Origin of the sequence: Streptomyces sp. NPDC058335, from assembly GCF_042723915.1 — a bacterium.
Lineage (GTDB): Bacteria > Actinomycetota > Actinomycetes > Streptomycetales > Streptomycetaceae > Streptomyces.
Genome location: NZ_JBHXHX010000001.1, coordinates 569,456 through 581,976, shown reverse-complemented (window position 1 = coordinate 581,976; position 12,521 = coordinate 569,456). Strand labels below are relative to the sequence as shown.

7 protein-coding genes are annotated in these 12,521 nt (G+C 69.3%); 3 read left to right on the top strand and 4 right to left on the bottom strand.

Translation table 11 applies throughout. From position 1 onward, the window contains the following. The first annotated feature begins 85 nt into the window (after positions 1 to 85). Entirely contained in the window at positions 86 to 922 is an 837-nt protein-coding gene (locus ACFWJX_RS02555; RefSeq protein WP_383235636.1) for an aldo/keto reductase, read from the top strand. Positions 923 to 1,012: 90 nt separating this feature from the next. On the opposite strand, the gene ACFWJX_RS02550 is transcribed toward ACFWJX_RS02555, so the two are convergent. The 4 genes from ACFWJX_RS02550 to ACFWJX_RS02535 form a co-directional block, all read right to left on the bottom strand. Then, a complete protein-coding gene (locus ACFWJX_RS02550; protein ID WP_383235633.1) occupies positions 1,013 to 1,750 on the bottom strand; it encodes an SDR family oxidoreductase in 738 nt (245 codons plus the stop codon). Positions 1,751 to 1,823: 73 nt separating this feature from the next. After that, the gene (locus ACFWJX_RS02545; protein WP_383235630.1) at positions 1,824 to 2,753 is read right to left on the bottom strand and encodes a class I SAM-dependent methyltransferase; all 930 of its coding nucleotides are present in this window, start codon (positions 2,751 to 2,753) and stop codon (positions 1,824 to 1,826) included. A 194-nt stretch (positions 2,754 to 2,947) separates the two neighbouring features. Continuing rightward, positions 2,948 to 4,672 (bottom strand): glycoside hydrolase family 6 protein, encoded by a 1,725-nt coding sequence (locus ACFWJX_RS02540; RefSeq protein ID WP_383235627.1) that lies wholly within the window; start codon positions 4,670 to 4,672, stop codon positions 2,948 to 2,950. Positions 4,673 to 4,808: 136 nt separating this feature from the next. Further along, complete coding sequence (locus ACFWJX_RS02535; RefSeq protein WP_383235625.1) at positions 4,809 to 6,335, bottom strand: cellulase family glycosylhydrolase; 1,527 nt, start codon at positions 6,333 to 6,335, stop codon at positions 4,809 to 4,811. Between the two features lie 265 nt (positions 6,336 to 6,600). Here ACFWJX_RS02535 and ACFWJX_RS02530 point away from each other — a divergent pair, with 265 nt between their 5' ends. Then, the gene (locus ACFWJX_RS02530) at positions 6,601 to 9,516 is read left to right on the top strand and encodes a glycoside hydrolase family 48 protein (protein ID WP_383235622.1); all 2,916 of its coding nucleotides are present in this window, start codon (positions 6,601 to 6,603) and stop codon (positions 9,514 to 9,516) included. A 195-nt stretch (positions 9,517 to 9,711) separates the two neighbouring features. After that, entirely contained in the window at positions 9,712 to 12,381 is a 2,670-nt protein-coding gene (locus ACFWJX_RS02525; protein WP_383235620.1) for a cellulose binding domain-containing protein, read from the top strand. Positions 12,382 to 12,521 lie beyond the last annotated feature (140 nt).

Here is a 12,521-nt window from a genome sequence, read left to right as displayed (position 1 = left end):
GATTCCGGGGTCAGGAATGCATCACGCCCCGTGATCGTTGACCATGGGAGTACCACATGACGGACAACCGAAGGATCAAGAGCTCGTGAGCAGCAAGGTCCCCCCGATCATCCTGAACAACGGCGTCGAGATGCCCCAGCTGGGCTTCGGTGTCTGGCAGGTGCCGGACGACGAGGCCGAACAGGCGGTGGCCACCGCGCTGGAGGCCGGGTACCGCAGCATCGACACAGCGGCGATCTACGGCAACGAGGAGGGCACCGGCAAGGCTCTCGCCGCCTCGGGCGTGGCCCGCGAGGACCTCTTCGTCACCACCAAGCTCTGGAACAGCGACCAGGGGTACGACGCGACGCTCCGCGCGTTCGACGCCTCGCTGGAGAAGCTGGGCCTGGACTACCTCGACCTGTACCTGATCCACTGGCCGCTGCCGGCCCGCGGTGCCTACGTCGACACGTACAAGGCGTTCGAGAAGCTCCTCGCGGACGGCCGCACCCGGGCCATCGGCGTCTCCAACTTCCTGCCGGAGCACCTGGAGCGGCTGATCGCCGAGACCTCGGTCATCCCCGCGGTCAACCAGATCGAGCTGCACCCGCACCTTCAGCAGCACGCCTCGCGGGAGTACCACGCGGAGCGGGGCATCGCCACCGAGGCCTGGTCCCCGCTGGGCCAGGGCAAGGGGCTGCTGGAAGTGCCGGCGATCGTCGCCATCGCGCGAAAGCACAACCGCACCCCGGCCCAGGTCGTGCTGCGCTGGCACCTCCAGCTCGGCAACATCGTGATCCCCAAGTCCGTGACGCCGTCGCGGATCAAGGAGAACATCGAGGTGTTCGACTTCAGCCTGGACACCGAGGACCTGGCCGCGATCAGCGCGCTGAACGAGGACCGGCGGATCGGCCCGGACCCGGCCACGTTCGGCGCCGGCTGAGTCCCCGGACGGCAGCGGGACAGCACACGAAGGGCGCCCCTCCGGCCGAGGGGTGCCCCTTCGCGCGCCGGTCGGGCTGTCCCGCGGACGTCAGTTGGGCTGTCCGACGGGGCGTACGACGACGGTGTTGATGTCGACTCCCTCGGGCTGGCGGATCGCCCACACGACGGAGTCGGCTGTCTGGTCGGCGGTCAGCAGATGCCCGGTCGGCAGGCTGCCGTAGCTGTCCCAGAAGGGGGTCTCCACCCGGCCGGGGGCGATCAGGGTGACGCCGACGCCCCACTCGGTGACCTGCCGGCGGGTGTTCTCGGCGAGCCCGGTCACCGCCCACTTCGTCGCGCCGTAGATGTTGCCCGGGGTGGGCACGAAGCCGGCGACGCTGCCGATCAGAACGATCCGGCCGCGGGTCTCCTTGAGCGCGTCGATGGAGGCGCGGACAAGGAAGGCGGGGCCCAGCACGTTGGTCAGGACCATGTCGGTCCAGCCGGATGGGTCGCCTTCGGCGACGGAGTCGTGGGTGGCGGTGCCGGCGTTGGCGACGACTGTGTCCAGTCGGCCGAACTCCTTGAGCGTACGGTCGACCGCCGACTGTACGTGGTCGTAGTCGGAGGTGCTGCCCACGACCGTCAGCAGCCCCTCCGGCTCACCGAGTTCCGCGGCGAAGGCGCGCAGCCGCTCCTCGCCGCGGCCCGTGACGGTGACCCGGTACCCGGCGTCCAGCAGGCGCCGCGCGACGGCGGCGCCGATGCCGCTGCCGCCGCCGGTGATGAGGGCGACGGGTGCGGCCGTCGCGTCCGGTGCGCCTGACGTCTCCGGAGAACTGCTCATGGTGTACCCCCTGTGCGTTGCGTGAACGGCACGGAGTCCATCACTTGGAGCGCTCTCCAAGTCAAGTCCCTTGCTACTGGAGCGGCTTGACGGCCGTGTGCACCGAGTGGGCGGCCAGGACGAACACGTCCGGCCTGCGGTGCACGCCCGCCGGGTCCTGCGGGTCGAGCAGCCGGTCGAGCACGGCCCGGTCACCCGGGTCGAGGGTGTCGCCGAAGATGTCACGGAGCCGGCCGAGGTAGTCGGCGATGTAGGCGCGGGCCCGGTCGGAGGCGGGGGCCGGCAGATCGAGCAGGAAGCTGCGGCTGCGGGCGTGCTTCAGGCCCGCGGCGCTCAGCATCGCGGCCCAGTCCTCGGCCTCCCCGACGACTCCGGGCAGGTCGGCCCGCATCCGGGCGAACCATTCCGCCTCCAGCGCGTCGAGCCGCGCCTCCAGGCCGGGGCGGCCGAACCCGAGGTCGCGCGGCAGGAACCGGCTCGGCAGGCCGCCCTCCATGATCGCCAGGGTGCCGCCGGGCGCCAGCCGCTCGGCGAACGCCGCGAGGGCGGCGCGCTGGTCGCCCAGGTGGTGCAGACTGCGGCCGGCCCAGATCAGGTCGGCGGGGTAGTCCAACTCATCGAGCACATCGGGGAGTTCACCGGTCAGCGTGCCGAAACGGTCGCCGTGTCCGAGCCGGCCGGCCCGTGCCTGCGCCCGCTCCAGGAGCGGTCCGGAGCCGTCGACGGCCATGACCCGCGCGCCCGGGAACACCTCGGCGAACAGACAGGACACCACGCCTGGTCCGCTGCCGGCGTCGACGATCAGGCCCGGCTCGGTCACCTCCTTGCCGAGCCAGGACAAGGCCTTCTCGTACAGGGGCATGAACAGTTCGGCCTGGGCCTCCAGATGCGGGGCCATCGCGGCCCAGTCGATCTCGGCGCCGTGCCCGTGGCCGTGGTGGCCCTCGTGGGCCTGACCGCCGTGCTGGTGCTGTCCGTGCTGTTGGTGCTGTTCGTGCGCCATGGTGGTCAGCCTCTCGTCCGGGATGCCGACAGCGTGCGCCGACGCACCGGCCGGAGGCCACCTCTGTTGCCGGTGCAGCAAAAAATTCGTATGCGGTTTCCCGGATGACGCGGCCCGGCCGCTCCCGGTGAACGGGAGCGGCCGGGTACTGCGCCGGGGAGGGGCGGGGCGATGGTCCCCGGCGGGCCGGACGGTTACGACAGGGGCGGGTAGGCGTTCTGCATCAGCTGCTGGAACTGGGCGGAGAACCAGTGCCCGGAGACCGGCGCGTTCGGCAGGGCGCCCGACAGGTTGTTGCCGTTGCGCGGGTTGCCCGTGTACGTCGGGTCGCACATCCGGTCGAAGCCCTTGCCCTCGTCGTTCGGGATGGCGCTGCTGGAGCCGTCGGACTCGCCCGGCGGCTTCATCCAGACGTAGGCGTCGATCCCGGCCGCGGGGGCCGCCTGCGGACGTTCGCCGAGACCGGCACCTGCCTGGTTGCACCAGTTGCCGATGTGGATGCGGCGGTCGTAGCGGCCGCCGTCGATGTAGGTGTCGACGGTGGTCGTGGCGCCCGGTCCGGCGGGTCGGGCGGTGCCGCCCCAGCCGTTGCGGGAGGTGTCGATCAGCATGCCGATGCCGGAGTTGAAGCCGGCCGTCACCAGCTGGTTGCGGAAGCCCTGGGCGAAGGACAGCTCGTCGACGTAGCGGTTCCAGTCGACCCACTTCGACTCGCGGACCGACTTGCCGGCCACGTTGTCGTTGATGGTGAAGTTGTTCTCCTTCAGGGCGCTGTAGTTGGCCGTGTTGGTGATGAAGCCGTGGACGTCGTTGACGGTGGCGCCCTCGGTGGTGGCCGCCTCCTTGAACAGGGCGGCGCTGGGGGCGAAGTTGTCGTCCCAGCCGATCCAGCCGTGGTGTCCGGCGTCGATGTAGTTGTAGACGTTGGGCGCGTCACCGAGCTTGTTCAGGGCGTAGCCGACGCCCTTCTGGTAGTTGCCGTTGGCCTTCATCACGTCGCACTGCGGGGTGGCGGTGGGCCGGCTGCCGGTGTTGGTGACGAGGTTGGGCAGCGAGTCGATCTCGATCGTGTTGACGATGCGCAGCCCGGCGTACTTCGAGTCGGCGAGGATCGACGCGATCGGGTCGATGTACTGCGTCTTGTACTTGTCGATCTCCGTCGGGCCCAGCTCGCCGTTGGAGGCGAGGGCGGCGCAGTCACGGCCGGGCAGGTTGTAGATGACCAGCTGGACGACGAGTTCGCCGGAGCCTTTCTGTGTCAGCGCCGCGTCGAGGTGGTCGCGCAGGCCCATGCCGCCGTTGACGCCGTTGATCGCGGCGATGCGGTCGAGCCATACGCCGGTGGGCTGGCTGGAGATGCGGCTGCCGCCCGGTTCGGCCGCGGCCTTCGCCGACCACTCGGGGTTCACGTACACCTTGGCGCCGGCGTACGGGTTGTCGACCTTGGTGCCCGGACCGGTCGGGCCGGGATCCGTCGGACCGGGGCCGGTGGGGCCGCCGCCGTCGACGTTGCAGGTGACGCCGTCGAGGGTGAACGTCGTCGGGAGCGCGTTACTGCCGCTGTAGGTGCCCTGGAACCCGAAGCTGGCCGAACCGCCGGTCGCCAGTGCGCCGTTGTAGCTCTCGTTGGCGGCGGTGACTGCCGTGCCGGACTGGGTGACCTTCGCGTTCCAGCCGTTGGTGACCTTCTGGTTCCCGGCGTACGACCACTTCACGGCCCAACTCGACTTGGCGGCCGAGTTGTTGGTGACGGTGACGCTGGCGGTGAAACCGGTTCCCCAGTCGTTCTGCACCTTGTAGTCGACGGTGCACGGCACGGCGGTGATGCCGGCGTCACCGGGGACGACGGCGAGGGCCGTCCCGGAGGCACCGGCGACCAGCGCCAGCGCGGCGAGTATCGCTGTTCTGCTACGGCTCATGAGTGCGGGTTTCCTTCTCGGTTGCGGGTGTCGATTGGTGCGCGTTTCCCTAGTGGTGGCAGTGGTGCAGTTGTGGCAGTGGTGCGTTGTGATGCGCGTTTCCCTCGTGGTGGCGGGTGTTCCGGTGGTGCCGGTGTCAGCCGTTCAGGGCGCGCAGATGATCACGCAGCCCGATGCCGTACGCGGTGGGTGTCCCGTCGTAGTGCGAGATCAGGGACGGACCGGTGGAGCAGTCCCAGGTGTTCCAGGTCCAGCCCAGGTACGACAGTCCGCGGTCGTCGAACCACTTCATGACCTGGTCGACGAATCCGTGCGAGCAGGTGTTCTCGCCGATCTCCCCTGCCACCAGCGGAACCTGGGCGGCGACGGGGGCGAGTGTGGAGTTCCAACAGTTTTCGTTGGCACAGGAGTTGAAGTTGTACACATGCCAGGCGGCGGCGAGGTTGCCTGTCGGGTCGGTCGGCTTGTACGTCAGCCACTGGCTGAGGTCGTTGGAGTAGGCGAGCCCGGCGGCGAGGATCACGTTCCTGGCTCCGGTGGACCGTACGGCGTCGACCAGATCCTGCATACCGGCGACCTCGTACCCGATGCCGGCGCAGGTGCCGCCGTCCCGCCAGCACTGCCACGCCTGGGTGGCCGTGGAGGTCGCGCGGTCCGGGTAGGGCTCGTTGAACAGGTCGAACACCACGGCCGGGTCGTTCTTGAAGGTGTCGGCCACCGACTTCCAGAACGCCGGTGTGTACTGCATGTCCGGCATCGGCTTCTGGCAGCTCGCGTGCACGTCGGAGCAGCCGGCCGAGTTGCCCGTGTACCGGCCGTACGTCCAGTGCAGTTCGACGATCGGCGTCATGCCGTGCGCCTCGACACGTGCCACCAGATCCTTGACCGCGTCGACGTAGTCCGGACCGCCGTACGCGGGCCGGATGTGGGACAGGCCGAGCCAGCACTCCTCGTTCAGCGGAATGCGGACCGTGTTGACGTTCCAGTCGGCGATCGCCCGGACGGCGGCGTCGTCGACCGGGCCGTCGAAGATGCCGCGGCCCTGCACGCACATGAACTCGCCGCCGGAGCGGTTGACGCCGAGCAGGCGACGGGTGGTGCCGTCGGCGTCCACGAGCTTGTTCCCGGAGACCCGCAGCGCGGGCGGCTCGTCACCGGGCTCCGACGGTCCGGTCGGCGTCGGCGTCGGCGTCGGCGTGGGAGTGGGTGTGGGAGTAGGGGTAGGGGTCGGCGGAGAAGTCGGGTCGGCGTCGACGTTGCACGTCGTGCCGTTCAGCTCGAACGTCGTCGGTACGGCGTTGGCACCCGACTTCGTGGCGATGAATCCGGCGCTGACGCTCGCGCCCGTGCCGAGGGTGCCGTTGTAGCTCTCGTTCACCGCGGTGACGGCCGTACCCGACTGGGACCACTTGGCGTTCCAGCCCTGCGTGACCTTCTGCCCGGCTGCGAAGTCGAAGCTCAGGGTCCAACCACTCATGGCGACCGTGTGGTTGGTGACCTTCACGGCCCCCTGGAAGCCGGCGTCCCACTGCCCGGTGACGGAGTACTCCACCGTGCAAGCGGGTGTGGCTCCCTGTGCCGTCACCACCGGCAGGGTCGCGCCCAGGGCGAGGGCGACCGTGCCGGCGACGGCTAAAAGTACTGAACGCGGGGGGTGTCGCATGAGCGACTCCTCACAGCTCGGGCGCGTCGGTACGGACGCGTCGACTGATGGAACCGCTCCCACTGGTGTCAACGAAGCTAGCGCCAAGTGTCGGCAAAGAACAGGGGAGTCACTGACTTTCCCTCAACATCGCCTGTCGAATCTTTTCGACTCTTCAAGCACCTTGACCGCCCACACCCTCGTCCCCACTATGGGAGCGCTCCCACTGGTTCAAGGCTTGTTGCTCCTCCCCCCCTTCTCCGAGCCGCAAGGAGGAACCAGCACCATGGATCCCTCACGCAGACGCCGCAGGGCGCGGCGACTGTGGACCGCCGTCGTGGCGGCCCTCGCGCTCCCCCTGACCATGCTGGGCACGAGCACAACTCCCGCCCAGGCCGCTGCACTTCAGTGCAGCGTGGATTACAGGACGAACGACTGGGGCTCCGGCTTCACCGCGGATCTGACCCTCACCAACCGCGGCACGGACCCGATCAGCGGCTGGACCCTGGCGTACTCCTACGCCGGTGACCAGAAGCTGTCGAACGGCTGGAACGGCAGCTGGTCGCAGTCGGGCAAGCAGATCACGGTGACCAACGCCTCCTACAACGGGACGATCGCCGCCGGCGCGGCGGTCAGCACCGGGGCGCAGTTCACCTACAGCGGCAGCAACGCCGCTCCCGCGAGTTTCTCGGTCAACGGCACTCCGTGCACCGGCGCCCACCAGCCGCCTGTCACGGTGCTGACCAGCCCGGCCGCCGGCGCGGTCTACACCCAGGGTGCCGCGGTGCCGCTCGCGGCCACCGCGGCGGCCGCCGACAGCGCCACCATCACCAAGGTCGAGTTCTACGACGACACGGCCCTGCTGGGCACCGACACCAGCGCGCCGTACTCGCTGTCCGCCTCGGGATTGACCGTGGGCAGTCATTCGCTGGTGGCGAAGGCCTACGACAGCCTGGGCGCCTCCGCGTCGTCCACGCCCGTCGGCATCACGGTCGCCTCGGGACCGGCCGTGGTGGCCTCCACCACCCAGCTCGCCGTCCAGCAGGGCAAGACGGGAACGTACGAGATAAGGCTTTCCACCCAGCCGTCGGCCAATGTGACCGTGACGACCGCCCGGACGAGCGGCAACACGGGACTCACGGTGACCGGCGGCGCGAGCCTGACCTTCACCCCGTCCAACTGGAACACCGCACAGCGGGTGACCGTCACGGGCGACAGCTCCGGCACGGGCGCGGCGACCTTCGAGTCGTCGGCGACCGGGCACGCGAAGGCCGCGGTCACGGTCACCCAGATCGCCGCGTCGAAGGCGTACGACGCGCGCTTCCTGGAGCTGTACGGCAAGATCACCAACCCGGCGAACGGCTACTTCTCCCCCGAGGGCATTCCGTACCACTCGGTGGAGACGCTGATCGTCGAGGCTCCGGACCACGGGCACGAGACCACTTCGGAGGCCTACAGCTATCTGCTCTGGCTGCAGGCGATGTACGGCAAGGTCACGGGCGACTGGACCAAGTTCAACGGCGCCTGGGAGATCATGGAGAAGTACATGATCCCCACCCACGCCGACCAGCCGACGAACTCCTTCTACAACGCGTCCAAGCCGGCGACGTACGCGCCGGAACTGGACACGCCCAACGAGTATCCGGCGAAGCTGGACGCCGCGGTGTCGGTGGGGCCGGATCCGATCGCCGGTGAACTGAAGTCCGCGTACGGCACGGACGACGTCTACGCCATGCACTGGCTCCAGGACGTCGACAACGTCTACGGCTACGGCAACTCCCCCGGCAAGTGCGAGGCCGGCCCGTCCGACACCGGCCCGTCGTACATCAACACCTTCCAGCGCGGTGCGCAGGAGTCGGTGTGGGAGACGGTGCCCCAGCCGACCTGCGACAACTTCACGTACGGCGGCAAGAACGGTTACCTGGACCTGTTCACCGGTGACGCCTCCTACGCCAAGCAGTGGAAGTTCACCAACGCCCCGGACGCCGACGCGCGGGCCGTGCAGGCCGCGTACTGGGCGGACATCTGGGCGGAGCAGCAGGGCAAGGGCAGCCAGGTCTCGGCCACCCTCGCCAAGGCGGCCAAGATGGGCGACTACCTGCGCTACGCGATGTACGACAAGTACTTCAAGAAGGTCGGCAACTGCGTCGGTCCGTCGGCCTGCCCCGCGGGCACCGGCAAGGACTCCTCGCACTACCTGCTGTCCTGGTACTACGCGTGGGGCGGCGCCACCGACACCAGTGCCGGCTGGGCCTGGCGCATCGGTTCCAGCCACGCGCACGGCGGCTACCAGAACCCCCTGGCCGCCTACGCGCTCAGCAGTTACGCCGACCTGAAGCCCAAGTCGGCGACGGGACAGGCGGACTGGGCCAAGTCGCTGGACCGGCAACTGGAGTTCTACCGGTGGCTCCAGTCCAGCGAGGGCGCCATCGCGGGCGGCGCGACGAACAGCTGGGCGGGCCGCTACGCGACTCCCCCGGCCGGGAAGTCGACCTTCTACGGCATGTACTACGACCAGCAGCCCGTCTACCACGACCCGCCGTCCAACCAGTGGTTCGGCTTCCAGGCGTGGTCGATGGAGCGGGTGGCCGAGTACTACCAGCAGACGGGTGACGCCGACGCCAAGGTCGTCCTGGACAAATGGGTCGACTGGGCCCTGTCCAAGACCACGGTCAACCCGGACGGTTCCTTCCTCATCCCCTCCACCCTCCAGTGGTCGGGCCAGCCCGACACCTGGAACGCGTCGAGTCCCGGTGCCAACACGGGCCTCCATGTCACCGTCGCCGACTACACCAACGACGTCGGTGTGGCCGCCGCGTACGCCAGGACCCTGACGTACTACGCCGCCAAGTCCGGTGACGCGGAGGCCAAGTCGACGGCCAAGGCGCTCCTGGACGGCATGTGGAACAACAACCAGGACGCCCTCGGCATCGCGGTCCCCGAGACCCGCGCCGACTACAACCGCTTCGACGACGGCGTGTACGTCCCGAGCGGCTGGACCGGCACGATGCCGAACGGCGACCCGATCAACGGCTCCTCGACCTTCGACTCGATCAGGTCCTTCTACGAGGACGACCCGTCCTGGTCGAAGATCGAGAGCTACCTCGCGGGCGGAGCCGCGCCCGTGTTCACGTACCACCGGTTCTGGGCCCAGGCGGACATCGCCATGGCCATGGGCTCGTACGCGGAGCTTCTCGAATAAGCCCCCGCTAAGGCTCCGCGTACCGCGCCGGGCGGTCCCCACCCGCACAGGGGACCGCCCGGTCGTCGCACTCCCGCAGGACACCTCCCACAGGACACCTCCCGCACGATCCCCTCACCCGACCTCTGACCTCTGCCCCCTGGCCTCCCCGGCCTCATCCGGGCTCACATGGCTTCGCGAGGAAGGACCCCCACCGTGCGAAGAACCCGTATCCTCACGGCCGCGCTGGCACTCGCGGCCGGCCTGCTCGCCGGCACCCCGCCCGCACTGGCCGCCGACGGCGCTCCCCCCACGACGACCCTGGCGGCGGAGTCGTACACCTGGAAGAACGCCCGGATCGACGGCGGCGGTTTCGTCCCGGGCATCGTCTTCAACCGCAAGGAGAAGGACCTCGCCTACGCCCGCACCGACATCGGCGGCGCCTACCGCTGGCAGCAGAACAGCAAGACCTGGACGCCGCTGCTGGACTCGGTGGGCTGGGCGGACTGGGGGCACACGGGCGTGGTGAGCCTGGCCTCCGACTCCGTCGACCCGGACAAGGTGTACGCGGCCGTGGGCACGTACACCAACAGCTGGGACCCGGGGAACGGGGCCGTGATGCGCTCCGCGGACCGGGGCGCGAGCTGGCGGAAGACGGATCTGCCGTTCAAGCTGGGCGGCAACATGCCCGGCCGGGGCATGGGCGAGCGGCTCGCCGTCGACCCGAACCGCAACAGTGTGCTGTATCTGGGCGCACCGAGCGGCAAGGGGCTGTGGCGGTCGACGGACTCGGGTGTCACCTGGTCGCAGGTGGCGAACTTCCCCAACGTGGGCAACTACGTGCAGGACCCGAGCGACACGAGCGGCTACTCCTCCGACAACCAGGGCATCGTCTGGGTCACCTTCGACGAGTCCACGGGCACGTCGGGCAACGCGACGAAGACGATCTACGTCGGTGTCGCGGACACCGGCAACGCGGTGTACCGCTCGACGGACGCGGGCGCGACCTGGTCGCGGGTGGCCGGACAGCCGACGGGATATCTGGCGCACAAGGGTGTACTGGATACCGTCAACGGCCAGCTGTACATCGCATACAGCGACAAGGGCGGCCCGTACGACGGCGGCAAGGGCCGGCTGTACCGGTACACGACGGCGACCGGCACCTGGACGGACATCAGCCCGGTGGCCGAGGCCGACACCTACTACGGCTTCAGCGGGTTGACGCTCGACCGGCAGCGTCCCGGCACGGTGATGGCCACCGCCTACAGTTCCTGGTGGCCGGACACCCAGATCTTCCGCTCCACGGACAGCGGCGGCACCTGGACGAAGGCCTGGGACTACTCGTCGTATCCCACCCGCCAGAACCGGTACACCATGGACGTCTCGTCCTCCCCCTGGCTGACCTGGGGAGCGAACCCGTCGCCGCCCGAGCAGACGCCGAAGCTGGGCTGGATGACGGAGTCGCTGGAGATCGACCCGTTCGACTCGAACCGGATGATGTACGGCACGGGCGCGACGGTCTACGGCACGGAGAACCTCACCAACTGGGACTCCGGCACCCAGTTCACCATCAAGCCGATGGTGCAGGGCCTGGAGGAGACCGCGGTCAACGACCTGGCCGCTCCACCGGCCGGCGCCCCGCTGCTCAGCGCCCTCGGTGACATCGGCGGCTTCCGGCACACGGATCTGACCAAGGTCCCGTCGATGATGTTCGGTTCGCCGAACTTCACCACGACGACGAGCCTGGACTTCGCCGAGTCGAACCCGAACACGGTGGTGCGGACCGGCAATCTCGACTCGGGCCCGCATGTGGCGTTCTCGACGGACAACGGCGCCAACTGGTTCGCGGGCACCGATCCTTCGGGGGTGAGCGGCGGCGGGACCGTGGCCGCGGCGGCGGACGGCAGCCGCTTCGTGTGGAGCCCGGCGGGCGCGGGCGTGCACCACACGACGGGCTTCGGCACCTCCTGGTCGGCGTCGAGCGGCATCCCGGCCGGCGCGATCGTGGAGTCCGACCGTGTCGACGCCAAGACGTTCTACGGCTTCAAGTCGGGCAGGTTCTACGTCAGTTCGGACGGCGGCGCGACCTTCACCGCCTCCTCGGCGACCGGACTGCCCAGCGGGGACAGCGTGCGGTTCCAGGCGCTGCCCGGCACGAAGGGAGACATCTGGCTGGCGGGCGGTGCGAGCGACGGGGCGTACGGGCTGTGGCACTCGACGGACGGCGGCGCGAGCTTCACCAAGCTGCCCGGCGTCGAACAGGCCGACACCATCGGCTTCGGCAAGGCGGCCACGGGCGCCTCGTACCAGACGCTCTACACCAGCGCGCAGATCGCCGGTGTGCGGGGCATCTTCCGTTCCACGGACAAGGGCGCGACCTGGACGCGGATCAACGACGACGCCCACCAGTGGGGTTGGACCGGCGCCGCGATCACGGGTGACCCGCGGGTCTACGGCCGGGTCTACGTCTCGACCAACGGCCGGGGCGTGATCTACGGCGACAGCTCGGACACCGGAGGCGGGGGCGGCGGGGGCGGCGGTGGCGGTACGGACCCGACGCCGACGGGCGCCTGCGCGGTGACGTACACGATCACCAACCAGTGGTCCGGCGGCTTCCAGGCGGACGTGAGACTCGCCAACACGGGGACGAGCGCCTGGTCGGGATGGTCGCTCAACTGGGCCTTCGCCAACGGCCAGACGGTCTCCCAGCTGTGGAACGCCGAGCACACCCAGTCGGGTGCCACGGTGACCGCCAAGAACATCGGCTGGAACGGCAATGTGGCGGCGGGCTCCTCGGTGAGCTTCGGCTTCACGGGCAACTGGTCGGGCACCAACACGAAACCGGCCGCGTTCAAGCTCGGTGACCAGAACTGCGCGGTGAACTGAGCGGCCCCGGGCCGAGCAGTCACCGAACCCCGTGGGGCGCGGGGCGCCCGCGGCCCCCCCCCGTCGCCCCCTAACCGGGGAGGGCGGGTTTAACCGGGGGCCGGGGGGCGGCGCCCATCCCTTTGCGAAGAAGAAACAAC

What these genes read in the sequence shown, in the direction of transcription:
- ACFWJX_RS02550 (WP_383235633.1), bottom strand. Translation starts at nt 1,750, where the DNA reads ATGAGCAGTTCTCCGGAGACGTCAGGCGCACCGGACGCGACGGCCGCA.
- ACFWJX_RS02535 (WP_383235625.1), bottom strand. Translation starts at nt 6,335, where the DNA reads ATGCGACACCCCCCGCGTTCAGTACTTTTAGCCGTCGCCGGCACGGTC.
- ACFWJX_RS02540 (WP_383235627.1), bottom strand. Translation starts at nt 4,672, where the DNA reads ATGAGCCGTAGCAGAACAGCGATACTCGCCGCGCTGGCGCTGGTCGCC.
- ACFWJX_RS02545 (WP_383235630.1), bottom strand. Translation starts at nt 2,753, where the DNA reads ATGGCGCACGAACAGCACCAACAGCACGGACAGCACCAGCACGGCGGT.
- ACFWJX_RS02530 (WP_383235622.1), top strand. Translation starts at nt 6,601, where the DNA reads ATGGATCCCTCACGCAGACGCCGCAGGGCGCGGCGACTGTGGACCGCC.